We start from the raw sequence: 25,366 nt of genomic DNA, 5'->3' as shown, positions 1-25,366 counted from the left end.
GTGCTGACCAGTTGTGAAGGATTATTTTCGAAGTGTGTCCTTCACAACTGGTCCGCCGCGCTGGTCCGACGTGTGGCTCGCCGCCTCGGCTCGTGGAATCACGATCTGTGGCGACTTCCTCGCCGCCACCGCGCTCGCTCTCGCCCTCCAGGGTTCCGGAGCTGGCGGGCTCGCCGTGTCGGGGCTGCTGCTCGCGGCCACCCTGCCCCTTGTGGTGCTGGCACCGCTCGCCGGCCGGCTCGCCGACCGGGTCGACAGCCGTACCCTGCTGGTGACCGTCGGGCTGGCCCAGGCCGCGATCTGCACGTTGCTCGCCGTCGTCACCCACCCGGTTCTGGTGGTGGGGCTCGTCGCGCTGCTCGCCTGCGGGCTTGCCGTGACCCAGCCCTGCCTGGCGGCGCTGCTCCCGGCGATGGTCCGCCCGGCCGACCTGCCCCGCGCCAGTGCGATCAGTCAGACCGCTGTCTCCCTCGGCGCACTCGGCGGCCCGGTGCTGGCTGGCCTGCTGGTGGGGCAGTTCGGCACCCGCGTACCGCTGCTGGTCGACGCCGCGACCTACCTGGCGCTGGTGGCGGCCGGCCTGCTGCTGCGGACCCGACGCGGTGGTCGCCGGACCGCCGCCGGGCCGACCGCCCCCGTGCCGACCGCCGCCGCCGGACCGCGCGCTGCTGGGCCGAGTGCTGCTGGGCCGGCCGCTGCTGAACCGTGCGCTGCCGAACCGACCGCTGCCGGCTCGGGAACGCCGACCATAGGCCCGGAGGCCCAGGCCGGTCCGACCGAGGCCGGTCCGACCGAGGCCCGTCCGACCGCGGGCGGATCGGCTGGGGCCGTACCGACGGGGGCCGGGCCATCGGTGGCCGGGCTGCCTGCGGCGGGCGGTACGACCGAGGGCTGGCGACTGCGGCTGGATCCGCTGATGCTCGTCATGGTGGCGAGCACCGCAGTGGTGATCGCGGCGGTCGGCGGCATCAACGTGATCGAGGTCTTCTTCATCCGGGAGACGCTGAACGGCTCTGCCACCACGTACGGCCTCGTGGGTGCCGCCTGGATGGCCGGGATGTTGCCCGGTGGCTGGCTGGCGGCGCGGCTCGCGCGTCGGCTGGACGACGACGGCGCGCTGGTCCGTGCGGTGCTTGTCGCGCTCGCTGGGTGCAGCCTGATGGTGCTGCTGGCCGCGTTGGTGCCGACGGCGGGTGTGCTGGTGCCGCTCTGGCTGGTGGCGGGAGCGGCGAACGGCGCGGAGAACGTCTTCGCCAACCTTCTCATCGCTCGCCGGGTGCCGGAGGCCATGCACGCCCGCGCGTACGCCAGTTTCGGCGCGGCGGTGCAGGGCGGTTCGATGACCGGTTATCTGCTCGGCGGTGCGCTGCTCACGCTGGTTTCGCCCCGGCCGTTGATCGCGGCGGCCGGCGCGGCGGGGCTCCTGGTGGTGCTGGTGTTCGTGCCGGTCGTCGCCAGGGCGGTACGCAGGCCGGGGCGTGAGCGGTCGGCCGGACCGGTACCTGCGCAGTCGACCGGCCCCGAGCGCGAGGGAACGACGGCACCGGAGGGACCGCGACCGGGTGGGACGGATGCGGGGTTGGCCACTCCGGGCCGGCCCGCCGGGCCCGAGCCGGAGGCCGGGGATACGGTCGGGTCATGGCTGAGCGCGTCGCACGCCCGCGGGTCGGGCACATCCAGTTCCTGAACTGTCTGCCCATCTACTGGGGGCTGATGCGCTCGGGCACCCTCCTCGACGTGGACCTGCACAAGGACTCGCCGGACCGGCTGAGCGCGGCGCTGGTGGCCGGCGACCTCGACATCGGCCCCATCACGCTGATGGAGTACCTGAAGCACACCGACGAACTGCTCCTCCTGCCGGACCTCGCGGTGGGCAGCGACGGGCCGGTGCTCTCGGTCAACATGGTCTCCACCCGTCCCCTCGCCGAGCTGGACGGAGCCCGGGTGGCACTCGGCTCGACCTCGCGGACCGGCGTCATGCTGGCGCAGTTGTTGCTCGCCGAGCGGTACGACGTGCGACCCGACTACTTCCGCTGCCCTCCGGACCTGACCCAGATGCTGCTGGAAGCCGACGCCGGGGTGCTGATCGGGGACGTGGCGCTTCGGGCCTACTACGAGGCGCCGTTGCGGGGGCTCACGGTGACCGACCTCGGGCAGGCGTGGCGGAACTGGAGCGGGCTGCCGATGGTCTTCGCCGTCTGGGCGGTCCGCCGCGACTTCGCCGCCGCACACCCGGGCCTGGTGAAAGAGGTGCACGAGGCGTTCCTCCGCTCGCGCGACCTCTGCCTCTCCGAGCTGGACCAGGTCGCCGAGGCGGCTGCGCGTTGGGAGGCGTTCGACGCCGCGACGCTGGCCACGTACTTCCGGACCCTGGACTTCTCGCTCGGCGAGCGGCAGGTCGCCGGGCTGCGCGAGTTCGCCCGCCGGGTCGCCGCGCTCGGCGAGGTCCCGGCGCTGCCCGAGGGTGGCCCGGAGTTCTTCGCCGGCTGAGCAGCCGGCGCGAGCCTGCCGCGACCCGCTGACCGCTGGGCCAGGCCGACAGCCCGCGCCAAGCCGACAGCCCCGGGCGAGGCCGACAGCCCCGGGCCGAGCCAACCGCCGGGCCGAGCCGGCAGCCCCGGGCCGAGCCGACCGTCGGGCCGAGCCGACAGCCCGCGGTCGGCAGTTGATCAGGTGCCGGGGCGCAGCAGCGCCTCGGTGATCTTCTCGCAGTTCTTCATGCCGTAGTCGTAGCCCATGCCGATCGGGTACTTGACCATCACGCCCATCGTCCAGGTGTCGCCGATGGCCAGGCAGTTGATGTGCATCTCCTGCTCCTTGGTCCGGTCGATCCACCCGTTCTTGATGGCGATCTGCTTCTGCTCGGCGGCCGGGAACGCCTTGCGGATGCCGAAGTCACCGGCGCCGCGAACGAGCTTCATCTCGTTGAGCAGCCACTTGGTCCACTTCGGACCGGCGGCGGTGCCGGTGGCGATGCAGTTGCCCAGGCGGGCGGTGTCGCGGGGGGAGAGGGCCGTGCGGGACCACCCCTTGTCGGGGGCGACGCTGCTGTCGGTCAGCTTGCAGATGGAGAGCAGTCGCTTGATCGAGGCGTCCCGGCCGACCGAGTTGTAGAACTGTTCGGCCCGGGTGTTGTCGCTGTCCCGGATGATCCGGGTGGCGTCGGCGAGCTTCGCGTCGCTCGGCGTCTCGCCGGCGTCGGCCGCGCGACGCAGGTAGTCGGCGACGATCCAGGATTTGATCATCGACGCGGTGGTGCTGGTCTCGTCCATGTTCTTCGAACCGATGATCTTTCCGGTCCGGCGGTCGAGCACGCTCCAGGAGTACCAACCCTGAATGTCGAGGTTGAGGTCCTTGGCCTGGAACGGCAGCGGCTCCAGGGCGGCGCTGGGGCTCGGCGACGGCGGGGCCGGCTGACGGGCGCTGCGGTCGGTGGCCGCGCCGGTGGACCGGTCGCTGGTCGTCGCCTCGGAGTCACCCCACTTCGCGGCGGCTGCCGACTCGAACGGCGACCCGGGCAGGAGGCGGAGCGACACCAGGACCAGCCCGATGAGGATTACCGCGACAGCGATCAGGCGCAGCGGCGAGGTCTCGCCCGCGCCGCGCCGGTCGGCACGCCGGTTGCCGGCCATCAGAGCTTTCCGACCGGCTGCTGCGGCACCTTGAGCGCGGCGCCCGGCTGCGGGGTGACCAGTTGGGTGGCCACGCTGGCGCAGACCTGCGCGCCGTAGTCCAGGCCGCTCCTGATCGGGTAGCGCAGCATCACCGCGAGACTCCACTTGTCGTTGACGGCGAGGCAGTTGACGTGCCAGTTGCCGTCGTAGCTGATCGGGGTCCACCCGTTCTTGATGCTGACCGGACCCTGAGCGGTGATCGACTTCGGCAGACCGTCGATGATGCCCCAGCGGCCACCGCCGTACTCCGACTTCTGGTCCTTCTTCGCGGTGCTGCCCCGGACCTTGCTCATCTGATCCAGCACCCACTTGGTCCACGTCGGGCCGGCGGCCTTGCCGTCGGCGATGCAGTCGCCGAGCCGGACCGCGTCGCGGGGCGACATGCGGGTGAAGCTCCACCAGCCCGTGTAGGGCTCGACGTTGCCGCGCTTGGTGTCGGTCAGTCCGCAGATCTTGATCGCCCGCTGGATCACCGCGTCGGGGATGCTGCTCTTCGACGCCTTGTACGAACCGCCGGCGGCCCTGTGCACCAGGTTGGCCGCGGTGTCGTTGCTGTCGATGATGGCGAGCCGAGCCGCTTCTTTCAGCGCGGCGGTCGGCTGCTTCTTGGGGCCGAGCTGGCGCAGATAGTCCGAGACGATCCACGCCTTGATCATCGACTCGGTGGAGCTGGTCGCGGTCATGTTCGACGACCCGGAGATCTTGCCGGTCTGCCGGTCCATCAACGCCCAGGAGAAGAAATCGCCCTTGAAGCTCACCGATACCCGGCCAGCCGCCAGCGTGGGCGGTGGCGGCGGAGTCGGCTTGGGCGCGGCGACGCTGGCCCCGCCACCGCTGCCGCCAGTGCTGTCGTCGGTGGAGAGCCGGGCGTACGCGGTGGGGACCAGCAGGACGCCACCGAGAAGAACTGCCACGACGGCGAACACCATGGTCACGCGAGATCGCATGAGTTGGGTGAGCTCCAGATGTCAGGGCCGGGGGGACCGGCTGTGTTGTCCGGGGCGACCGGTGCGTTCGCCAAGGCCGGGGGAGGTGGCCTCTGTGGAGACGGCGTGGGGGCAGCCGATCGTGTGACCGGCAGAAGTCTACGTCCGGACAGGCCGGGCACCAGAGTTCGACACCAGGCAACGTGCGAAATCGGTGGAAAATCCCGCTGGTATGCGGCTTCTGGGAGGTTTCATCTTCTCCCCGTGACCCAAGTCATACAAGTCGTTGTCACGACTCGTAACCAGGAACTGCCCATCGGTGACGGAACGTCATTCGGGTTTCCTGTTACACCCCCTGGTGCATCGAGGTGCAAGCTGTAACACTTGTCCGCATGTATGGCAACGACTTCTCCGCCCCTGGCGACGCACCGGACGACATGCCCGGCGCCGGCCTGCTCGGCGAGGTCGAGGCCGCCGAGGCGGAGCTGCGTGCCGCCGCCGCGCGCGAGCGCCGCGGCGGCCCCGCACCGGACGAGGACCTGGCCGCGTACTTCACCGAAGTGGTCGACGCGGAGCAGAAGATCGAGCCGCGCGACTGGATGCCCGAGGCGTACCGCCGGACGTTGATTCGGCAGATCGCCCAGCACGCCCACTCGGAGATCATCGGCATGCAGCCGGAGGGCAACTGGATCAGTCGGGCGCCCTCGCTCAAGCGCAAGGCGATCCTGCTGGCCAAGGTGCAGGACGAGGCGGGCCACGGCCTCTACCTCTACGCCGCCGCCGAGACCCTCGGCATCAGCCGCGACGAACTGGTCCAGCTGCTGCTCGACGGAAAGCAGAAGTACAGCTCGATCTTCAACTACCCCACGTTGACCTGGGCTGACGTGGGCGCGATCGGCTGGCTGGTGGACGGCGCGGCGATCGTCAACCAGGTGCCGCTGTGCCGGTGCTCCTACGGCCCGTACGCGCGGGCGATGATCCGGGTCTGCAAGGAGGAGTCGTTCCACCAGCGTCAGGGCTACGAGATCCTGCACACCCTGGCGCACGGCACCCCGGAGCAGCAGGCCATGGCCCAGGACGCGGTGGACCGCTGGTGGTACCCGTCGCTGGCCATGTTCGGCCCGCCGGACGGCGACTCCACCCACTCCACCCAGTCGATGGCGTGGAAGATCAAGCGCTTCTCCAACGACGACCTGCGGCAGCGCTTCGTCGACATGTGCGTCCAGCAGGCGGAGATCCTCGGGCTGCGTATCCCCGACGACGGCCTGCGCTGGAACGAGGAACGGCGGGCGTACGACTACACGCAGCCCGACTACGACGAGCTGATGCAGGTCATCAAGGGCAACGGGCCGTGCAACCGGGAGCGGATGGCGCACCGGCGGGCCGCCCACGCCGACGGCGCATGGGTACGCGAGGCCGCCGCGGCGTACGCCGCCAAGCGGGCCGACAAGAGGGAGAAGGTGGCCGCGTGAGCAACGAGCACTCGCCTCTGTGGGAGGTCTTCGTGCGGGCGCGGCGCGGGCTGTCGCACACCCACGTCGGCAGCCTGCACGCCCCGGACGCCGAGCTGGCCCTGCGCAACGCCCGCGACCTCTACACCCGCCGGCAGGAGGGCGTGTCGATCTGGGTGGTGCCGGCGGGAGCGATCACCGCGTCCAGCCCGGACGAGAAGGACTCCTTCTTCGACCCGGCCGCCGACAAGGTCTACCGCCACCCCACGTTCTACGAGGTGCCGGACGGGGTGGCGCACCTGTGAACGGCCCCTTCGCCTTCGCTCTCGGCCTCGGTGACGACGCGCTGATCGCCGCACAGCGGCTGGCCGAGTGGACGACCCGTGCGCCGGAGATGGAAGAGGACATCGCGCTCGCCAACATCGCCCTCGACCAGCTCGGCGCGGCCCGCCTGCTGCTGTCGTACGCGGGTGAGCTGGAGGCGGCAGGTCGGGACGAGGACGCGCTGGCGTACCTGCGTGACGACCGCGAGTTCCTCAACGCACTGCTGGTCGAGCTGCCCAACGGCGACTTCGCGGTGACCATGGCGAAGCTGTTCTTCCTCGCGGCGTACCAGTTGCCGCTCTACACCGCGCTCGCGTCCTGCCCGGACGAGCGGCTGGCCGCCATCGGAGCGAAGGCGCGTAAGGAGTCGGCGTACCACCTGGACCACGGCGCGCTGTGGGTCAGGCGGCTCGGCGACGGCACCGAGGAGTCGCACCGCCGGATGCAGGACGCCGTCGACCACGTCTGGCCGTACACCCACGAGCTGTTCGCCGCGGACCCGGCGGCGCCGGTCGACCCGGCGGGCCTGCGGGCGGCGTTCGACGAGACCGTCGGCCCGGTGCTGGCCGAGGCGACGCTCACCCGCCCGGAGCGCGGCTGGGCGCCGACGGGAGGGCGCAAGGGCGTGCACACCGAGCACCTGTCCTACCTGCTGGCCGAGATGCAGGTGCTGCACCGCGCGCACCCCGGGGCGCAGTGGTGACCGACGCGCGACTGGCGGCGGCGAGCGTGGTGGACCCGGAGATCCGGGTGATCACCATCGACGAGTTGGGGATCCTGCGTGCGGTCGAGGAGGACCGGGCCAGTGGGCGGGTCACCGTCACCATCACCCCGACGTACACGGGCTGCCCCGCCATGGACGTGATCCGGGCCGACGTCCGGCGCGCGCTGGCCAGGGCCGGTTATCCGGACGCCGAGGTGCGGACGGTCTACAGCCCACCGTGGAGCACCGACTGGATCTCCGATGTCGGGCGGGCCAAGCTGGCCGCCGCCGGGATCGCCCCGCCGTCGCCGGCGCCCGCCCCGGGCGTGGTGGCGTTGACCCTCGCGGTCCGCTGCCCGCTCTGCGGCTCGCCGGAGACCGAGCAGGTCAGCCGGTTCGGCTCGACCGCGTGCAAGGCGTTGTGGCGCTGCCGTTCCTGCTCCGAACCCTTCGACCACCTGAAGGCGCTGTGACAGTCACCATCTCCCGCCCGGTCCGCCGCCGGCCGGCCTTCCACCCGCTGCCCGTCGCCGCAGTCGACCGGCTCACCGACGACTCGGTAGCGGTCACCTTCGACGTGCCGGAGGAGTTGCGGGAGGCGTTCGCGTTCCGCGCCGGTCAGCATCTCACCGTGCGGCGGGTGACCGACGACGGCGACGACGTGCGCCGGTCGTACTCCATCTGCTCCACCCCCGACGACCTGGCCCGGAACGGCCGGCTGCGGATCGGGGTGCGGGAGATTCCCGGCGGCGCGTTCTCGGCGTTCGCCTGCGGCGCGCTGCGCCGCGGCGACACCGTCGAGGTGATGACGCCGCTGGGCACCTTCACCACGGCGTTCGCGGCGGACCGGGTGCGGCACTACGGCGCGGTCGTCGCCGGCTCGGGCATCACCCCGGTGCTCGCGCTCGTCGGGACGGCCCTGGCCGTCGAGCCGGCCAGCACCTTCACCCTGGTGTACGGCAACCGCACGGCCAACCGGGTCATGTTCGCCGAGGAGTTGGCCGACCTGAAGGACCGCTACCCGACCCGGCTGCACCTGGTCCACGTGCTGTCCCGGGAGCAGGGTGAGTCGCCGTTGCTGTCCGGGCGGATCGACGCCGACCGGCTGGAGCGCCTGCTGGGCACCATCGTGCCGGGCGAGGTCATCGAGGAGTGGTTCCTCTGCGGCCCGTACGGCATGGTGGTCGACGCCCGGGACGTGCTGACCGCGCGCGGGCTGCCGGAGTCCGCGGTGCACACGGAGCTGTTCCACGTCGACGCGCCACCGGAGCCGGTGGCCCGCCCCGCCGACCAGCCGGGCACCGGGACGGACGTCACCATCGTGCTCGACGGCCGGTCGTCGAGCTTCACGATGGGCCGCGAGGAGCGGGTGCTGGACGCCGCGCTCAAGGTGCGCGGCGAGCTGCCGTACGCCTGCAAGGGTGGTGTCTGCTCGACCTGCAAGGCGAAGGTCGTCGACGGGGCGGTCACGATGGCCCGCAACTACGCCCTGGAGCCCGACGAGCTGGCCGCCGGCTACGTGCTGACCTGCCAGTCCAGCCCGACCACCGACAGGCTCACGGTCGACTACGACGCCTGACGGTCGGCCCGCGGACCGGGCGGGGTGCCGGACGGTCCACGGTCGATGCAGAGCCTGTCGAACTGCCCCACTGACGGGGCAGTCAGGACGGCCGCGCCGCGCGCTGGCCCCCGAACCCGGGGTGTGCGGAGCGCATCACAGCAGTCCGCACCCGTCCGGAAGAGGGCGCGGGGCGGGCGTAGGCTCGGAGGCGTGACGGTGAGCCGGGAGATCGACGACATCCTGCAGCGTGGCGCGGACGGCGGGCGGATCACGCCCGAGGAGGCCCTGCTGCTCTACACCGAGGCGCCCTTCCACGCGTTGGGCGAGGCGGCGGACACGGTGCGCCGGCGGCGCTACCCGGACAACGTCGTCACGTACCTGATCGACCGCAACATCAACTACACGAACGTCTGCGTGACGGCGTGCAAGTTCTGTGCGTTCTACCGGACGCCGAAGCACGCCGAGGGGTGGACCCACCCCACCGAGGAGATCCTGCGTCGCTGCGGCGAGGCGGTCGAGCTGGGCGCGACCCAGGTGATGCTCCAGGGCGGCCACCACCCGGACTACGGCGTCGAGTACTACGAGGAGCTGTTCTCCTCGGTCAAGCAGGCGTACCCGCAGCTCGTCATCCACTCGATCGGGCCGAGCGAGATCCTGCACATGGCCAAGGTCTCCGGCGTGAGCCTGGACGAGGCCATCGCCCGGATCAAGGCCGCCGGCCTGGACTCCATCGCCGGCGCCGGTGCGGAGATGCTGCCCGAGCGCCCGCGCAGGGCCATCGCCCCGCTCAAGGAGTCGGGTGAGCGTTGGCTGGAGGTCATGGAGCTGGCCCACCGGCAGGGCGTCGAGTCGACCGCGACCATGATGATGGGCACCGGTGAGACGCACGCCGAGCGGATCGAGCACCTGCGGATGATCCGCGACGTGCAGGACCGCACCCGTGGGTTCCGGTCGTTCATCCCGTGGACGTACCAGCCGGAGAACAACCACCTCAAGGGCCGCACCCAGGCGACCACCTTGGAATACCTGCGCCTGGTCGCGGTGGCCCGGCTCTTCTTCGAGACGGTGCCGCACCTGCAGGCGTCCTGGCTGACCACCGGCAAGGACGTCGGGCAGTTGTCGCTGCACATGGGCGTGGACGACCTCGGCTCGATCATGCTGGAGGAGAACGTCATCTCCTCGGCCGGCGCCCGGCACCGCTCCAACCTGCACGAGCTGATCGGCATGATCCGCTCCGCCGACCGGATCCCGGCCCAGCGGGACACCCTCTACAACCGGCTCGCCGTGCACCACACGCCTGCCGACGACCCGACCGACGAGCGCGTGGTCTCGCACTTCTCCTCGATCGCGCTGCCCGGCGGCGGCGCCGGGAAATCGCTGCCACTTGTCGACGCCCGTTGACCGTTCGGGTGATCGGGCCAGGTCCACAGGTATCGATTGGGTGAACGTTGCCCCGACAGCTGTCGCCGATCGGGGGCCACAGCCGCCATCAATCTGGACAATTCTCGATTCGCTCGCGCCGCCGCGCCCGGATAAGCCGGGTTCGGGGCTGCGGGGTTGATCGAGGCCCGCTAACGTCCCCGCCCGAACCCATCCTTCACTCACGGGCGGACCCTTCATGATCTACCGTAACCGGCCGCTGGCGCGGCTCGGCGCGGCGGCGCTCCTCGCGTCCTGCGCTCTCACCGCTTTTGGGGTCCCGGCGCACGCCGCCGGCACCCCCACCGACCTGTCGGTCGCGTTGGCAGGCACCAAAGTCGCGGCGGGCGCCGAGGCCAAGGTGGCGTTTGCCAAGATCATGAACAACGGGCCCGGCACCCCGAGCAACTTCCTGATCAAGCTCGACGTCTCGAAGGTCGACTTCGACCGCGTCGAGGTGGTGCCGCTGGCCGACACGCCGTGCACCATCGACGGCGCCGAGCGTCCGGTGAACATCACCTGCCGCATCCAGGACGACGAGGTCCCCGCTCCCGGTGAGACCATCGAGATCCCGATCATCATGTTCAAGGCCGAGCAGGGCGCTGAGCTGCCGTACACGGCTCCGCTCACGTTCGCGCTCGAATCCGAGGACGACACCACGCCGGGCAACAACGCGGCGTCCGCCGACCTCGTGCTGACCGACGAGAGCGGCGTCGACATGGGCATCGTCGTGCCGGACGTCAAGTTCCAGGTCTCGCCGTCGGAGCAGCCCCCGCTGCTCACGCCCGGCACCGAGACCGAGGTGCTCGTCGAGATCATCAACCAGGGCGACGTGATCGCCGACGGCGTCAAGCTCGACCTCACCCTGCCGAACGGCGTCACCTTCACTGAGGACCTGCGGGAGTGCACGTACTCGCCGGACCGCCGGATCGCGAACTGCCCCGCACCGCTGATCCAGCTGGGGCCGCAGGATGTTCTCGTGGGCGTCTTCCCGGTCAAGGTCGCCGCGAACGTCAAGGCGCCGGTCGCTCTCCAGGGGGGCAACGGCACCGTCGCCGCGATCGGCCAACTGCCGGCGACCAACGCCAACCTCGCCGCCCGGAAGTCGGCTCTCCCGTCGTTCCTCAAGGCCGCCACGACCGCGCAGGCCACGGCGGTGCGCGACATCGACGACACCGACAACACCGACGCGTACGCGGTGCTCGTGGCCGCCAAGGGCGGCACCGGCGGCGGCGACGGCGGCGGCGGCACCGGCGGCGGCGACGGCGGCCTCCCGGTGACGGGCGCCAAGGCGGGTCTCATCGGTGGAATCGGCGTGGCCGTGCTGCTCGCGGGTGGTGTGATGTTCCTGATCGCCCGGCGGCGTCGGGTGGTCCTGGTGGCGCCGGCCGACGAGAGGCCGACCGCCTGAGAAGGTCCTCCATCGGCCCAGGCGGGCCGTTCATATAACGCACGGCGGTACGGGCGGGATGGGTGACCATCCCGCCCGTACCGTTTGCCCGGTCCAGTCCGGACGGTTGAACTTCATCGCCCAGGCTGGCGGGGGAGTTTGACCTTCGATAACGTCCGCTCGTTCCGCAACCCATTCTTTCTTCCCTACCCCCCGGGGGACTGATGACAGCCTTCCACCGCTCGACGCTGGCTCGTGTCGGCGTCGTGGCACTGCTCGCGGCCGGTGGCCTGGCCACCGTTGCCGCCCCGGCGCAGGCCGCCGACCAGGCCGACCTGGCCCTGGTGCCCCTCAGCTACGAGCTGGCCCAGGGCGTCAAGGCGGCCAAGGCGAAGCCGTTCAAGTTTCAGGTCGACAACACCCGCAGCACTGTCGACGCCAAGGACGTCCGGGTCACCGTGGAGACGAAGGGCCTGAAGAACCGCAAGGTCGGCGTGCTCATCCCGGTCGGGTGCGACGTCACCGGAACGACCTTCACCTGCCTGCTCGGCGATCTGGCGGCCGGCACCACCGAGGACTTCGGCATCCCGATCTTCTCTACCGGCGGTCGCGGTGACGCCGGCACGCTCGTGGTCACCATCAGCTCGGCCACCGCCGACCCCAATCCGCGCGACAACACCGTGCGGCACGACATCACCGTCGCCAAGCCCGGTTACGACCTGACCTCCTGGGTGCAGGACGTCTACGCCGACGTGACGGTGGACGGCGACGAGGCCGGCGAGGCCGGTCTCAAGCCGGTCAAGCTCGGCGAGACCGCGCCACTGGACTGGGCGGTCTACAACGACGGCAGCCGCAAGGCGACCGGCGTCGCGTACGGCATCACCCTCCCGGCGGGCGTCACCTTCGCCGAGCTGCCGGACGGCTGCGTCGAGCAGCAGCCGCTGGGTGGGTTCGCGAACGCGTACTGCGAGGACACCGGCGTGGTGCTGAAGCCGGGGCAGTTCTACACCGCCGACGTGCGGGTGAAGGTCGGCGCCGACGTCACCGAGCCGGTGCTCCGGCCCGGGTTCGTCTGGGCCGCCGGCCTGGAGGCCGCCGAGGGCAGCCCCGAGGAGCAGCCGAAGGTGGCCTCCAGCGCGCAGCGCCGGGCGTTCACCGAGACCGACGAGGTGGACAACACCGCGCAGTTCGATGTCTTCGTCGACCTGAGCGCGCAGCCGACCCCGACCCCGACCCCGACCCCGACCGCCACGCCGACGCCGACGGCCACCCCGACGGCTACTCCGACGCCGGGCGGCACGACGACGCCGGGCACGACCACGTCGCCGACCACCGGTGGCGGTGGTTCCGGTGGCGGTGGGCTGCCGGTGACCGGTGTGCAGGCCGGCCTGATCGGCGGCATCGGCGGTCTGATCCTGCTCGCGGGCGGGGCGCTGCTGGTGCTCTCCCGTCGTCGCAAGGTCGTCCTGGTCGCCCCGGGCGACGAGAAGTCGACCGACTGACGTCGGCACGAGCTGACGGACGTGGGCACGATCTGACGTAGGCACGACGCGAGGGCGGGGTGGACGACCACCCCGCCCTCACGCATGCCGGGCCGCGCGGTCGTCCGCCGCGTCGACGCTTCCGGTCGCCACGGGGTACGCGGACCCAGCGGCCGAGGGCTTGAACGTGGCTGGCAGAGTGGGGCGGGTGAGCCGTACACCGCAGGGTCAGCGCGCCAGCCTGGACAAGCAGCCGCACGAGGTCGCCGCGATGTTCGACGGCGTGGCCGAGCGTTACGACCTGACCAACACCGTGATCTCGCTGGGCCAGGACCGCTCCTGGCGTCGGGCCACCCGGGCGGCGCTCGGGCTGCGGCCGGGCGAGCGGGTGCTGGACGTGGGCGCGGGCACCGGCGTCTCGACGCGCGAGCTGGCCCAGTCCGGGGCGTACGCGGTCGGGGTCGACCTGTCGCTGGGCATGCTGTACGCGGGCAAGCGCGCCCGGCCCGAGGTGCCGCTCCTGGCCGGGGACGCGCTGCGACTGCCGTTCGCCGACGCGAGCTTCGACGCGGTGACCATCTCCTTCGCTCTGCGCAACGTCAACGACACCGACGCGGCCCTGCGCGAGCTGGCCCGGGTCACCCGGCCGGGTGGACGGCTGGTGGTGTGCGAGTTCAGCACCCCGGTCAACCCGGCGTTCCGGACGGTCTACCTGTCGTACCTGATGCGGTCGCTTCCGGCGGTCGCCCGTACGGTGTCGAGCAACCCCGAGGCGTACGTCTACCTGGCCGAGTCGGTCCGGGCCTGGCCGGACCAGGCCGCGCTGGCCGGGCGGGTCGCGGCGGCCGGATGGGGTCGGGTGGCGTGGCGCAACCTGACCGGCGGCGTGGTCGCGCTGCACCGGGGGATCCGTCAGTAGCACGCGAGACGGCCACGCCTTTCAGGAATATCCGACTTTAGTCCACTTTGCCCCGTACGCTCGTCGGCATGACCGGAGCAGACCCGGCGGACCCGGTGGCCGCCACCGACGACGACGCGGCCGAACTCATCGCGCAGTTGCGCGCGCTGGCCGGCGCGGATCCGGCGGACGTCCGGCAGGTGGTGGCGGAGGTGCTGGCCGCGCTGGACCGGGCGGCGGGCGGCGCGCTGCGAGAGCATCTGCCGGAGGCGATCCGGGTCGACGCGGGCCTGGACGCCTCCCGAACGGCCTGACAGTCGCCTGCTGTGGACGGTCGCCAAGTGTCACATCGGCGAGTTAGGTACCCCTGATCCTGCGCAGGTATGACGCCGGTCATACACTCGTCCCGTCTGGCTTGTGAAGCATTTCACGAGCGTGCGGGAGGAGGCGCGAATGACCGCGGTGGAACACGACGCCGACGTCATCGTCGTTGGCGCCGGTCCCGGTGGATCGGCAACTGCGTACCACCTGGCCCGGCACGGCGTTCGGGTGTTGGTGTTGGAGAAGACCGAGTTCCCCCGGGAGAAGGTCTGCGGCGACGGGCTGACCCCGCGCGCGGTGCGCCAGCTCATCCGGATGGGCGTGGACACCTCGCCCGAGGCCGGCTGGCTGCACAACAAGGGCCTGCGGGTGATCGGCGGCGGCGTACGGCTGGAACTGGACTGGCCCGAGCTGGCCAGCTTCCCCAACTACGGCCTGGTCCGCACCCGACTGGACTTCGACGACCTGCTCGCCCAGCGGGCGGTGGCGGCCGGCGCCAAACTGCGGACCAACGTCAACGTGCTGGGCCCGGTGCTCGACGGCGACGGCCGGGTGACCGGCGTCGAGGCGGAGGTGGGGCCCGGCAAGGAGCCCGCCACCTTCCACGCCCCGCTGGTCGTGGCGGCCGACGGGGTGTCCGGCCGGTTCCCGCTCGCGCTGGGGCTTGCCAAGCGGGAGGACCGGCCGATCGGCGTGGCCGTCCGCCGCTACTACCACTCCCCGGTGAAGCACGACGACGACTACCTGGAGTCGTGGCTGGAGCTGCGCAGCAAGGACAGCGGCGACAACCTGCTGCCCGGGTACGGCTGGATCTTCGGCCTCGGTGACGGGCGGGTCAACGTCGGCCTCGGCGTGCTCAACTCGTCGTCCGCGTTCGGCAAGACCAACTACCGCCGGCTGCTCACCGACTGGCTGGCGAACACGCCCGCCGACTGGGGCATGACCGACGAGGCCAACGCCGACGGTCCGATCCTCGGCGCCGCGCTGCCGATGGGCTTCAACCGGGTGCCGCACTACACCCGCGGCGTTCTGCTCGTCGGCGACTCCGGCGGGATGGTCAACCCCTTCAACGGCGAAGGCATCGCGTACGCCATGGAGTCCGGCGAGCTGGCCGCGGAGGTGGCGGTGCAGGCCCTCGCGCGTCCCGCCGGGCCGGAGCGCGAGCGGGCCCTGATGGCGTACCCGAACGAGCTGAAGGCCCGCCTCGGCGGCTACTACCGGCTCGGCGGCATCTTCGTGAAGCTGATCGGCCGCCCCGAGATCATGCGGATCGCCACCAAACACGGCATGCCGCACCCGACGCTGATGCGTTTCGTGCTCAAGCTGTTGGCCAATCTGACCGACCCCCGTGGCGGGGACGCGATGGACCGGGTCATCAACGCGATGACGAAGGCCGCGCCAGCTGTGTAAGCAGGACGGCATCGGTGCTGGTCACAGCCCCGACGCCGACAAAGATCGACCCCCGCCGGCAGCCACCGCGAGGGACGTGAATAGTGTGATTTTCGTCAAGCACCGAGGGCAGGGAAGGACGAGCAGGAGAAAACGATGTCGCTCTCGCCTTACGCACCGATCATCGGGCTGTTCGCCCTCGCCGCGGCGTTCTCGCTGTTCTCTGTCGGCGCCGCCCGCTTCGCCGGTCCACGTCGCTACAACAAGGCCAAACTCGAGGCTTACGAGTGCGGCATCGAGCCCAGCCCCCAGCCGGTCGGCGGCGGCCGGTTCCCGATCAAGTTCTACCTGACGGCGATGCTCTTCATCGTCTTCGACATCGAGATCATCTTCCTCTACCCCTGGGCGGTCTCGTTCGACGCTCTGCCGATCTTCGGCTTCGTGGAGATGGTCCTGTTCATCGTCGCGGTCTTCGTCGCGTACGCCTATGTGTGGCGGCGCGGCGGCCTGGACTGGGACTGAGGAAGGAACGTCAGATGGGCATCGAGGAGAAGCTCCCCGCCGGCGTCCTGCTCACCTCGGTGGAGAAGCTGGTCAACTGGTCCCGGAAGTCGTCCGTGTGGGGCGCCACCTTCGGCCTGGCCTGCTGCGCCATCGAGATGATGGCCGCCGGTGGTCCGCACTACGACATGGGCCGCTGGGGCATGGAGGTCTTCCGGGCCTCGCCCCGGCAGGCCGACCTGATGATCGTGGCCGGCCGGGTGAGCCAGAAGATGGCGCCGGTGCTGCGCCAGATCTACGACCAGATGGCCGAGCCCCGCTGGGTGCTCTCCATGGGCGTCTGCGCCAGCAGCGGCGGCATGTTCAACAACTACGCGATCGTCCAGGGCGTCGACCACGTCGTGCCTGTCGACATGTACCTGCCCGGCTGCCCGCCCCGGCCGGAGATGCTCATCGACGCGATCCTCAAGCTCCGCGAGAAGATCATGTATGAGCCGCTGGGCCCGAACGGTCGCAAGATGCTGGCGGCCCGCCAGGAGCGCGGCGACGTTCCGGTAGTGCCGTACGGCTCCATGCCGTCCTCGTACCGCAACGACAAGGCCCGGCGTGCCGAGTGGACCCAGGCGGTCCGCGAGGGGCGCGAGGAGCAGTTGCGGATCGAGAACTGGATGAACGCCCAGAACCACCTTCACGCGCAGCGGGGCCCCAAGTGAGCGCGAGGAGTGCAGCGAAGCGGAGCCCCGCAGGCGCGAACGGAGGGCAGGCGCAGTGACCGCACCGAACGACAGGACCAACGACGGGGGTGTGCCGGTGCCGGTCACCCCGGCCGGCGCCAGAGGCACCGCCCCGGCCGAGTACCCGCCGTCCAGCCCGGCGGGGCGCGGCATGTTCGGCAACCAGGGCACGGGCGACGTGTCCGGCTACGGCGGCCTGGTCCGCCAGCGCCAGCCCATCGAGGAGGCGTCCCGCCCGTACGGGGGCTACTTCGACGAGGTCCGCGACGCTCTCGAAGAGGCGTACCCGGCCTTCGGCGACGCGATCGAGAAGGTGGTCGTCGACCGGGGCGAGCTGACCCTGCACGTCCGCCCGGAGCGGATCGCCGAGGTCTGCCAGGTGCTGCGGGACGACCTGGCGTTGCGCTTCGAGCTGTGCTCCTCGGTGTCCGGGGTGGACTACCTCGGCGCCGACGAGCGCCGGCTGCATGTGGTCTACCTGCTCACCTCGATGACCTACCGACGTCGGATCCGGCTGGAGGCCGCGGTCTCCGTCGAAGCTCCGCACCTGCCCAGCGTCACCGCCATCTACCCGACCGCGGACTGGCAGGAGCGGGAGGCGTACGACATGTTCGGCATCGTCTTCGACGGCCACCCCAACCTGACCCGGATCCTCATGCCGGACGACTGGGAGGGCCACCCGCAGCGCAAGGACTACCCGCTCGGTGGCGTGCCTGTCGAGTACAAGGGCGCCGAGATCCCGCCGCCGGACCGCAGGAGGTCGTACCAGTGAGCGCGAGGAGTGCAGCAGGTCGGCGCCCCATCCGCCCGCGCGAGGAGCGAGCGGAGCGAGCCCCGCAGTCGCGGGCAGGGGACCACCCAGTCGCGAACGGAAGGCCGGTGCTGTGACCACGTCGAACTACGCGACCGAACGCGAGACCACCGAGGGCCGGGTCTTCACCGTCACCGGTGGGGACTGGGACACTGTCGTCTCGGGCACCGACCCGATCAACGACGAGCGGATCGTGGTCAACATGGGTCCGCAGCACCCGTCCACGCACGGGGTGCTGCGACTGATCCTGGAGCTGGAGGGCGAGACGGTCCGCGAGGCCCGCTCGGTCGTCGGCTACCTGCACACCGGCATCGAGAAGAACCTCGAATACCGCAACTGGGTCCAGGGTTCGACGTTCGTGACCCGGATGGACTACCTCGCCCCGATCTTCAACGAGACGGGTTACGCCCTCGCGGTCGAGAAGCTGCTCGGCATCACCGACGACATCACCGAGCGGGCCACCACCATCCGCGTGCTGATGATGGAGCTCAACCGGATCTCGTCGCACCTGGTCTGGCTGGCCACCACCGGCATGGAGCTGGGCGCGATCTCGATCATGCTGTACGGCTTCCGCGAGCGGGAGTACATCCTCGACATCTTCGAGACCATCACCGGCCTGCGGATGAACCACGCGTACGTCCGCCCGGGCGGTGTCGCGCAGGACGTGCCGGACGAGGCGATCGTCAAGATCCGCGAGTTCCTGAAGATGATGCCGAAGAAGCTCAAGGAGTACGAGGACCTGCTCTCCGGTCAGCCCATCTGGCTCGAACGGACGAAGAACGTCGCGGTGCTGGACGTGACCGGCTGCGTGGCGCTCGGCATCACCGGTCCGGTGCTGCGTTCGGCCGGGCTCGCCTGGGACCTTCGCAAGACCATGCCGTACTGCGGCTACGAGACGTACGAGTTCGACGTGCCGACCCACCCCGACGGCGACGTGTGGGGTCGCTACCAGGTGCGGCTCGCCGAGATCCGCGAGTCGATGAAGCTGGTCGAGCAGGCGTTGGACCGGCTGCGGCCGGGCCCGGTGATGGTCGCCGACCGCAAGATCGCGTGGCCCGCGCAGCTCGCCATCGGCGTCGACGGCATGGGCAACTCGCTGGAGCACGTCGCGAAGATCATGGGTCAGTCGATGGAGTCGCTGATCCACCACTTCAAGCTGGTGACCGAGGGTTTCCGGGTTCCGCCCGGCCAGGTGTACGTCGCCATCGAGGCGCCCCGCGGCGAGTTGGGCGTGCACGCGGTCTCCGACGGCGGCACCCGGCCGTACCGGGTGCACTACCGGGAGCCGAGCTTCGTCAACCTCCAGGCCCTCCCGGCGATGGCCGAGGGTGGCCTCATCGCCGACGTGATCGCCGGCGGCGCCTCGCTGGACCCCGTGATGGGTGGTTGTGACCGATGAGTGTTGTCTTCACTGATGAGACGCGGGAGCGGGCACGCGAGATCATCGCCCGCTATCCGGCGGACCGGTCCCGCTCGGCGCTGCTGCCGCTGCTGCACCTGGTCCAGGCCGAGGAGGGGTACGTGTCCCCGGCCGGGGTCACGTTCTGCGCCGAGGTGCTCGGGCTGAACAAGGCCCAGGTCGGCGCGGTTGCCACCTTCTACACGATGTACAAGCGCAAGCCCACCGGTGACTTCCTGGTCAGCGTCTGCACCAACACGATGTGCAACGTGCTGGGCGGCCAGGAGGTCTACGACACCCTCGTCGAGCATCTGGGTGTCGGGCACGACGAGACGACCGCGGACGGCACGATCACGCTGGAGCACGCCGAGTGCCTGGCGGCCTGCGACTACGGCCCGGTGATGACCGTCAACTACGACTTCTTCGACGGCGTGGATCCGTCCACGGCGGTCGGCGTGGTCGACGAGCTGCGCGCGGGTGGCCGGCCGATGCCGACGCGCGGGGCGCGGCTCTGCACGCTCAAGGAGATGGCGGTGCAGCTCGCCGGTTTCGCCGACGAGCGCGACGGCGCGGTAGCCGACGGCGGGCCGGGCGAGCCGACCCTGCAGGGTCTGCGGCTGGCGCAGGAGCACAACGTCTCGGTGCCGGGCTTCGACCCGAACACCCCGATCCGCAGCAAGGCCGAGGCCGACAAGGCCGCCGCCGAGGCGAAGGCGAAGGCGGAGGCCGCCAAGCCGGCGCCCGCTGAGGCCAGCGCGGCACCGGTCAAGGGTGGCGACGGCGCGTCCGCCCCGACCGGGGTCGCCGAGCCGGCGAAGCCGGAGGCCGCCACCGGCAGCACCGCACCTGACGTCAAGGCACCTGACGACAAGTCGCCGCAGGTGCGTACCGCCGAGACCCGGCAGCCGGACGCGGGCACGGCGGTGCCGGACGCTCCTGGCACCAAGGTTCCGGTGGACGGCACCGGCACGGCGCCCGAAGCTGGCGACGCACGGTCGGCCGAGGCCGCCGGCGCGGCCGCCAACCCGCCGGCCGGCGACGGCAAGCCCGCCGGCGACGAAGCCGGGGCGCAGGAGCGCAACCTCACCGAAGCGAAGGCCGGAACGGACGCCGACGGCGCCGGATCGGCGGACGCGAGCGAAACGGGGGCCCAGAAGTGACCACTCCCCGCCCGGAGACGCTGGCCAAGCTGACGCCGGTGCTGACCAAGCGCTGGCTGTCGCCGGACGCCTGGCGGATCGGCACGTACGAGCAGCTCGACGGCTACGCCGCGCTGCGCAAGGCACTCAAGGCACACCCGGACGACCTGATCCAGCTGATCAAGGATTCCGGTCTGCGCGGTCGCGGTGGCGCCGGCTTCCCCACCGGCCTCAAGTGGGGCTTCATCCCGCAGGGCGACGGCAAGCCGCACTACCTGGTGGTCAACGCCGACGAGGGCGAGCCGGGCACCTGCAAGGACCTGCCGCTGATGACCCACGACCCGCACGCGCTGGTCGAGGGCGTGATCATCGCGTCGTACGCGATCCGGGCCAGCCGCGCGTACATCTACATCCGGGGCGAGGCGGTGCACGCCGCACGCCGGCTGCGCAACGCGGTCCAGGAGGCGTACGACAAGGGCTACCTCGGCCGGAACATCCTGCGCAGCGGCTACGACCTGGAGCTGGTGGTGCACTCCGGCGCCGGGGCGTACATCTGCGGCGAGGAGACGGCGCTGCTGGACTCGCTGGAGGGGTTCCGGGGTCAGCCCCGGCTGCGCCCGCCGTTCCCGGCCACCCACGGCCTGTACGCGAGCCCGACGGTGGTCAACAACGTCGGCACCATCGCCAGCGTGCCGCCGATCGTGCTCGGTGGCGCCGACTGGTGGAAGACCATGGGCACCGAGAAGTCCTCCGGCCCGATGATCTACTCGCTCTCCGGCCGCATCAACAACCCCGGCCAGTACGAGTGCTCGATGGGCATCACGCTGCGCGAACTGCTGGAGCTGGCCGGTGGCATGCAGCCCGGCCACAACCTGAAGTTCTGGACCCCGGGCGGCTCGTCCACCCCGCTGCTCGCCGCCGAGCACCTGGACGTGCCACTGGACTTCGAGGGGGTGGCGGCGGCCGGCTCGATCCTCGGCACCACTGCCACGCAGATCTTCTCCGACCAGGACTGCCCGGTCTACGCGACGTACCGGTGGCTGGAGTTCTACCACCACGAGTCGTGCGGCAAGTGCACCCCGTGCCGCGAGGGCAACTACTGGATGGTCCGGGTCTACCGGCGGATCCTCTCGGGTCAGGGCACCCACGAGGACCTGGACACCCTTCTGGACACCTGCGACAACATCCTCGGCCGCTCGTTCTGCGGCCTCGGTGACGGTGCGACCAGCTCGGTGACCTCGTCGCTGAAGTACTTCAAGCAGGACTACCTCGACTACATCGAGGGACGTACCGCACCCAAGCTGTCGGAGAAGACCCTGGTAGGGGCGCACTGATGACCGACGTAGCCAAGCAGACCGAAACCGTCACGCTCACCATCGACGGCGTCGAGGTCACCGCCCCGAAGGGGACGCTGCTGATCCGGGCCGCCGAGCAGATGGGCACCGAGATCCCCCGGTTCTGCGATCACCCGCTGCTGGCCCCGGCCGGCGCGTGCCGCCAGTGCCTGGTCGAGGTGGAGGGGCAGCGCAAGCCTGTCGCCTCCTGCACCCAGACCGTCGCCGACGGCATGGTGGTCCGCACCCAGCTCACCTCGCCGGTCGCCAAGAAGGCGCAGGAGGGGGTGATGGAGCTGCTGCTGCTCAACCACCCGCTGGACTGCCCCATGTGTGACAAGGGCGGCGAGTGCCCGCTGCAGAACCAGGCGATGTCCACCGGCCGCACCGACTCGCGCTTCCACGAGCACAAGCGGGAGTACGAGAAGCCGATGGCGATCAGCAGCCAGGTGCTGCTGGACCGCGAGCGGTGCGTGCTGTGCCAGCGCTGCACCCGGTTCTCCGAGGAGATCGCCGGCGACAAGTTCATCGACCTGATGGGCCGGTCGTCCGCCGAGGAGATCAACATCTACCGGGACGACGCGTATGGAGGGAAGGCGGACGACGGCAGTGCTGGCCGCACCGACTCGGCCTCCGCTGGCGCTCCGGCTTTCGCCGGTGGAGACGTGCCGTTCAACTCCTACTTCTCCGGCAACACCGTGCAGATCTGCCCGGTGGGCGCACTGACCGGCGCGCAGTACCGGTTCCGGGCCCGCCCGTTCGACCTGGTGTCCAGCCCGAGCGTCTGCGAGCACTGCTCGGCCGGCTGCGGGCAGCGCACCGACTGGCGGCGCGGCAAGGTGCTGCGCCGGCTCGCCGGTGACGAGCCGGCGGTGAACGAGGAGTGGAACTGCGACAAGGGCCGCTGGGGTTTCCAGTACACCCGCGCCGCCGACCGCCTGACCAACCCGCTGGTCCGCGACGAGCACACCGGTGAGCTGCGGGAGGCGTCCTGGAGTGAGGCGCTGACCCGGGCCGCCGAGGGGCTGCACGCGGCCCGCGAGGGCGGCCAGGGCACTGCGGTGCTCACCGGCGGTCGGCTGACCGTCGAGGACGCGTACGCGTACGCCAAGTTCGCCCGCGTCGCCCTGAACACCAACGACATCGACTTCCGGGCCCGGCCGGTCTCCCGCGAGGAGGCCGACTTCCTGGCCAGCTCGGTCGCCGGGGTCACCGACGTCACCTACACCGACGTGGAGAACGCGCCGGCGGTGGTGCTGGTCGGCCTGGAGCCGGAGGAGGAGTGCCCGATCCTCTTCCTGCGGCTGCGCAAGGCGTACCTCAAGAAGACCCTGACGGTGTACGCGCTGGCGCCGTTCGCCACCCGCGGCCTGGAGAAGCTCGGCGCCAAGCTGGCCCGGGTCGTGCCGGGCGAGGAGGCCAGCGTGCTCGCCGAGCACGCCACGGTCACCGAGGCGCTCAGCGCCCCGGGCGCGATCCTCATCGTCGGTGAGCGGCTGGCCACCGTGCCGGGCGGGCTCTCCGCCGCGGCCGACGTGGCCCGGCGTACCGGCGCGAAGCTGGCCTGGGTGCCGCGGCGCGCGGGTGACCGCGGCGCTGTCGACGCCGGCTGCCTGCCCAACCTGCTCCCCGGTGGCCGACTGGTCACCGAGCCGGCGGCGCGGGCCGAGCTGGGCGAGGCGTGGGACATCCCGGCCGGGGTGATCCCGAGCCAGGCCGGTCGGGACACCGACGGCATCCTCGCGGCGGCGGCCAACGGGCAGCTCGGTGCGCTGGTGGTCGGCGGTGTCGACCCGGCCGACCTGGCCGACCCGCGGCTGGCCGAGTCCGCTCTGGACGCGGTGCCGTTCCTGGTCAGCCTGGAACTGCGCGCGAGCGCGGTCACCCGCCGGGCCGACGTGGTGCTGCCGGTGGCGCCGGTGGTCGAGAAGGCCGGCAGCTTCCTGGACTGGGAGGGCCGCCTGCGTCCGTTCGAGGCGGTGCTGAACACGGCCGCGATGACCGATGGTCGGGTGCTCGACGCGCTGGCCGCCCTGCTCGACGTGCGGCTCGGCACCGCCGACGTGCCGAGTGTGCGTCGCGAGCTGGGCTCGCTGCCCGCCACGCGCACGTCCCGGCCGTCCGCACCGTCGGTGTCGCCGGGGACGGTGCCGCACCCGCGTGCCGGGGAGGCAGTGCTGGCGACCTGGCACCAGCTGGTCGACCTCGGCACCCTGACCGACGGCGACGAGCACCTCGCCGGCACCGCCCGCCCGCCGGCCGTCCGGCTGGGCAAGGGCACCGCCGAGGCGCTCGGTGTCGCCGACGGGGACGCGGTCACGGTGGGCACCGACCGCGGGGCGCTGACCCTGCCGGCGGAGCTGACCGAGATGCCGGACGGCGTCGTCTGGCTGCCGACCAACTCACCCGGTTCGACAGTGCGGCGCAGCCTCGGGGCGGCATCCGGCACGGTCGTCCGGATCTCCGTTCCCGGCCCGAGCGCTACCGTTCCGGCCGGGCGGGCCGCGGCGGACGAGGCCGGTCTCCCGGGTCCGCTGCTCAACACTGGGGGTAACCAGTGACACCGTCACTCCTGGCCCAGGACCCGACGCTCGCCGACTTCGGTCGGGATCCGTGGTGGCTGGTCCTTGGCAAGATCGTCTTCGCGTTCGCCTTCGGTCTGCTGGCCACCCTGCTCGGTGTCTGGTTCGAGCGGCGCGTGGTGGGCTACATGCAGGTGCGGCCCGGCCCCAACCAGGTCGGCCCGTTCGGCCTGCTGCAGACCCTCGCCGACGGCCTCAAGATGGCCTTCAAGGAGGACATCCTGCCGAAGGCGGCCGACAAGGTCGTCTACTTCTTCGCCCCGACGATCTCAGTGATCTGCGCGGTCACCGCCCTGTCGGTGGTGCCGTTCGGCCCGATGGTGAGCATCGCCGGTCACCACACGCCGTTGCAGGTCACCGACGTGCCGGTGGCGGTGCTGCTGCTGCTGGCCTGCTCCTCGATGGGCGTCTACGGCATCGTGCTGGGCGGGTGGGCCTCCGGCTCGACGTACCCGCTGCTCGGCGGCCTGCGGTCGAGCGCCCAGATGATCTCGTACGAGGTCGCCATGGGACTCTCCATCGTGGCCGTCTTCATGACTGCCGGCACGATGAGCACGAGCGGGATCGTCGCGGCCCAGGGTGACGCCACCCGGCTGACCATCGGCGGCTACGAGATCCCGGCGCCGGGCTGGTACGCGATCCTGCTGCTGCCCAGCTTCATCATCTTCTTCATCGCCACCGTCGGCGAGACCAACCGGGCGCCCTTCGACCTGCCCGAGGCCGAGTCGGAGCTGGTCGCCGGCTTCATGACGGAGTACAGCTCGCTGAAGTTCGCGCTCTTCATGCTCAGCGAGTACGTCGCCATGGTGACCATGTCCGCGGTCACCACCACGCTGTTCCTGGGCGGCTGGCGGGCGCCGTGGCCGATCACGCTGTGGGAGGGCGCCAACTCCGGTTGGTGGCCGATGCTCTGGTTCTTCGGCAAGGTGATCGCGCTGGTCTTCGTCTTCGTGTGGCTGCGTGGCACGCTGCCTCGGCTGCGCTACGACCAGTTCATGCGCTTCGGCTGGAAGGTGCTGCTGCCGATCAACCTGGTCTGGATCCTGGTCCTGTCGGGCCTGCGTTCCATCGAGGGTTGGGACTGGAAGGGCAAGGCGATCGCGGTCGGCATTCCGGCCGGCATCGCGCTGATCGCCACGCTCTTCTGGCCGAGTCGGAAGCCGCAGCCGACGCCGACGACGCAGGAACAGGTCGACAACCGGCCGTACGGGAGCTTCCCGTTGCCGCCGATGGATCTACAGGTACCACCGAGCCCGCGTATCACGCGCGTGGTCGCCGAGCGGGAGCCGGCCAACATCGTCGCCGGCTCGGACTCCAGGGAGGTGTGAC

General features: G+C 70.9%; 24 protein-coding genes. 22 read left to right on the top strand and 2 right to left on the bottom strand.

What is annotated here, in order from left to right:
• Positions 1-34: 34 nt before the first annotated feature.
• The 3 genes from B0E54_RS17450 to B0E54_RS32920 are packed head-to-tail and all read left to right on the top strand — an operon-like array spanning position 35 to position 2,669.
• Positions 35-1,687, top strand: a complete 1,653-nt coding sequence (locus tag B0E54_RS17450) for an MFS transporter (RefSeq protein WP_308195372.1) — start codon at positions 35-37, stop codon at positions 1,685-1,687.
• Positions 1,639-2,490, top strand: a complete 852-nt coding sequence (locus B0E54_RS17445; protein WP_234584780.1) for a menaquinone biosynthetic enzyme MqnA/MqnD family protein — start codon at positions 1,639-1,641, stop codon at positions 2,488-2,490. Before B0E54_RS17450 ends, B0E54_RS17445 begins: the two co-directional genes overlap by 49 nt.
• A gap of 35 nt (positions 2,491-2,525) precedes the next feature.
• On the top strand, positions 2,526-2,669 hold the full coding sequence (locus tag B0E54_RS32920) for a PT domain-containing protein (protein ID WP_374109283.1): 144 nt from the start codon (positions 2,526-2,528) through the stop codon (positions 2,667-2,669).
• On the opposite strand, the gene B0E54_RS17440 is transcribed toward B0E54_RS32920, so the two are convergent.
• Together B0E54_RS17440 and B0E54_RS17435 are read right to left on the bottom strand one after the other, a co-directional pair.
• Positions 2,670-3,632 carry a class A beta-lactamase-related serine hydrolase gene (locus B0E54_RS17440; protein ID WP_234584778.1) on the bottom strand — a complete coding sequence of 321 codons (963 nt, stop codon included), beginning with the start codon at positions 3,630-3,632 and terminating at the stop codon, positions 2,670-2,672.
• Entirely contained in the window at positions 3,632-4,621 is a 990-nt protein-coding gene (locus B0E54_RS17435) for a class A beta-lactamase-related serine hydrolase (RefSeq protein WP_234584776.1), read from the bottom strand. The genes B0E54_RS17440 and B0E54_RS17435 overlap by 1 nt, the downstream gene beginning before the upstream one ends.
• A 371-nt stretch (positions 4,622-4,992) precedes the next feature.
• Here B0E54_RS17435 and paaA point away from each other — a divergent pair, with 371 nt between their 5' ends.
• From paaA to nuoH, 19 genes are all read left to right on the top strand, one after another.
• On the top strand, positions 4,993-6,072 hold the full coding sequence (paaA, locus tag B0E54_RS17430; RefSeq protein ID WP_234584773.1) for a 1,2-phenylacetyl-CoA epoxidase subunit PaaA: 1,080 nt from the start codon (positions 4,993-4,995) through the stop codon (positions 6,070-6,072).
• Positions 6,069-6,356: a 1,2-phenylacetyl-CoA epoxidase subunit PaaB gene (gene paaB / locus B0E54_RS17425; RefSeq protein ID WP_234584771.1), complete on the top strand. Its 288-nt coding sequence runs from the start codon at positions 6,069-6,071 to the stop codon at positions 6,354-6,356. The genes paaA and paaB overlap by 4 nt, the downstream gene beginning before the upstream one ends.
• The gene (gene paaC / locus B0E54_RS17420; protein ID WP_234584758.1) at positions 6,353-7,078 is read left to right on the top strand and encodes a 1,2-phenylacetyl-CoA epoxidase subunit PaaC; all 726 of its coding nucleotides are present in this window, start codon (positions 6,353-6,355) and stop codon (positions 7,076-7,078) included. Before paaB ends, paaC begins: the two co-directional genes overlap by 4 nt.
• On the top strand, positions 7,075-7,551 hold the full coding sequence (paaD, locus tag B0E54_RS17415; RefSeq protein ID WP_234584736.1) for a 1,2-phenylacetyl-CoA epoxidase subunit PaaD: 477 nt from the start codon (positions 7,075-7,077) through the stop codon (positions 7,549-7,551). Before paaC ends, paaD begins: the two co-directional genes overlap by 4 nt.
• Complete coding sequence (paaE, locus tag B0E54_RS17410; RefSeq protein ID WP_234584724.1) at positions 7,548-8,657, top strand: 1,2-phenylacetyl-CoA epoxidase subunit PaaE; 1,110 nt, start codon at positions 7,548-7,550, stop codon at positions 8,655-8,657. The genes paaD and paaE overlap by 4 nt, the downstream gene beginning before the upstream one ends.
• A gap of 192 nt (positions 8,658-8,849) precedes the next feature.
• Positions 8,850-10,040: a cyclic dehypoxanthinyl futalosine synthase gene (gene mqnC, locus B0E54_RS17405; RefSeq protein ID WP_234584712.1), complete on the top strand. Its 1,191-nt coding sequence runs from the start codon at positions 8,850-8,852 to the stop codon at positions 10,038-10,040.
• 217 nt (positions 10,041-10,257) lie between these two features.
• On the top strand, positions 10,258-11,469 hold the full coding sequence (locus B0E54_RS17400; protein WP_234584687.1) for a hypothetical protein: 1,212 nt from the start codon (positions 10,258-10,260) through the stop codon (positions 11,467-11,469).
• Between the two features lie 203 nt (positions 11,470-11,672).
• Positions 11,673-12,950 (top strand): LPXTG cell wall anchor domain-containing protein, encoded by a 1,278-nt coding sequence (locus B0E54_RS17395; protein WP_234584685.1) that lies wholly within the window; start codon positions 11,673-11,675, stop codon positions 12,948-12,950.
• 187 nt (positions 12,951-13,137) lie between these two features.
• Positions 13,138-13,848, top strand: a complete 711-nt coding sequence (locus B0E54_RS17390) for a demethylmenaquinone methyltransferase (RefSeq protein WP_308195371.1) — start codon at positions 13,138-13,140, stop codon at positions 13,846-13,848.
• A 68-nt stretch (positions 13,849-13,916) separates the two neighbouring features.
• Positions 13,917-14,141, top strand: coding sequence for a hypothetical protein (locus tag B0E54_RS17385; RefSeq protein WP_234584667.1), 225 nt, complete (start codon positions 13,917-13,919; stop codon positions 14,139-14,141).
• A 139-nt stretch (positions 14,142-14,280) separates the two neighbouring features.
• Positions 14,281-15,558, top strand: coding sequence for a geranylgeranyl reductase family protein (locus B0E54_RS17380; protein WP_234584654.1), 1,278 nt, complete (start codon positions 14,281-14,283; stop codon positions 15,556-15,558).
• Between the two features lie 135 nt (positions 15,559-15,693).
• Complete coding sequence (locus B0E54_RS17375) at positions 15,694-16,059, top strand: NADH-quinone oxidoreductase subunit A (protein ID WP_007454588.1); 366 nt, start codon at positions 15,694-15,696, stop codon at positions 16,057-16,059.
• A 14-nt stretch (positions 16,060-16,073) separates the two neighbouring features.
• Complete coding sequence (locus tag B0E54_RS17370) at positions 16,074-16,751, top strand: NADH-quinone oxidoreductase subunit B family protein (protein WP_234584640.1); 678 nt, start codon at positions 16,074-16,076, stop codon at positions 16,749-16,751.
• A gap of 55 nt (positions 16,752-16,806) precedes the next feature.
• The gene (locus B0E54_RS17365) at positions 16,807-17,544 is read left to right on the top strand and encodes an NADH-quinone oxidoreductase subunit C (RefSeq protein ID WP_234584626.1); all 738 of its coding nucleotides are present in this window, start codon (positions 16,807-16,809) and stop codon (positions 17,542-17,544) included.
• 112 nt (positions 17,545-17,656) lie between these two features.
• On the top strand, positions 17,657-18,982 hold the full coding sequence (locus B0E54_RS17360) for an NADH-quinone oxidoreductase subunit D (RefSeq protein ID WP_234584613.1): 1,326 nt from the start codon (positions 17,657-17,659) through the stop codon (positions 18,980-18,982).
• Positions 18,979-20,142 carry an NADH-quinone oxidoreductase subunit NuoE gene (gene nuoE, locus B0E54_RS17355; protein ID WP_234584611.1) on the top strand — a complete coding sequence of 388 codons (1,164 nt, stop codon included), beginning with the start codon at positions 18,979-18,981 and terminating at the stop codon, positions 20,140-20,142. The genes B0E54_RS17360 and nuoE overlap by 4 nt, the downstream gene beginning before the upstream one ends.
• Positions 20,139-21,455: an NADH-quinone oxidoreductase subunit NuoF gene (gene nuoF, locus B0E54_RS17350; protein ID WP_234584607.1), complete on the top strand. Its 1,317-nt coding sequence runs from the start codon at positions 20,139-20,141 to the stop codon at positions 21,453-21,455. Before nuoE ends, nuoF begins: the two co-directional genes overlap by 4 nt.
• The gene (locus B0E54_RS17345; RefSeq protein ID WP_234584604.1) at positions 21,455-24,016 is read left to right on the top strand and encodes an NADH-quinone oxidoreductase subunit G; all 2,562 of its coding nucleotides are present in this window, start codon (positions 21,455-21,457) and stop codon (positions 24,014-24,016) included. The genes nuoF and B0E54_RS17345 overlap by 1 nt, the downstream gene beginning before the upstream one ends.
• Positions 24,013-25,365 (top strand): NADH-quinone oxidoreductase subunit NuoH, encoded by a 1,353-nt coding sequence (gene nuoH, locus B0E54_RS17340; RefSeq protein WP_234584602.1) that lies wholly within the window; start codon positions 24,013-24,015, stop codon positions 25,363-25,365. The genes B0E54_RS17345 and nuoH overlap by 4 nt, the downstream gene beginning before the upstream one ends.
• Position 25,366: the final 1 nt, after the last annotated feature.

The organism is Micromonospora sp. MH99 (assembly GCF_021442385.1).
GTDB lineage: Bacteria > Actinomycetota > Actinomycetes > Mycobacteriales > Micromonosporaceae > Micromonospora.
This window is presented reverse-complemented; position numbering and strand designations above follow the sequence as displayed.